This window comes from Tamlana crocina (assembly GCF_012037625.1).
This window is the reverse complement of record NZ_JAAVJS010000257.1, coordinates 1-441: the sequence shown is the minus strand read 5'-3', so window position 1 is coordinate 441 and position 441 is coordinate 1. Positions and strand designations below refer to the sequence as shown.

Annotated in this window: 1 protein-coding gene; it reads right to left on the bottom strand. The window is 30.8% G+C overall.

Annotated elements, in window-relative coordinates:
- Positions 1-17: 17 nt before the first annotated feature.
- On the bottom strand, positions 18-441 hold a 424-nt coding region (locus HC176_RS16610; RefSeq protein ID WP_483414756.1), incomplete at its 5' end, for a site-specific integrase.

Below are 441 nucleotides of genomic sequence, written 5' to 3'. Positions count from 1 at the left end.
CCACATTCCTCTGCAATTCATTTTAGATATTTATTGAGAAGTTTGGTAGCATTTTTTGTTTTTATATAGATTTCTTCAGCATCTTTAGGATGGACATTTTTAAGAAAAGGAAATACATATCCATTATAAAGTATCTTGTCCTTTCTGTAATAGCTTAATATTTTTTCGGCTTTATCAGGAATTTTTAAGCTCAACGCCTTTTCATTCTTATTCATTACATAATAAAGACGATTATCTTTAAAATCAGACCATTTCAGTTTAACCACATCAGAAATACGTATGCCTGCAAAATAGAAAGCAAACAACCATACATTATGAGTATGCCAAATTGAAGCACCTTCTTCAAATTTTAGAGCTTCTATTTTTTCAACCTCCTCTATAGTCAGACCGATTTTATTACCAGAACCAATACGAATTTTCTCTTTTTCCCCTGCAAAAGGA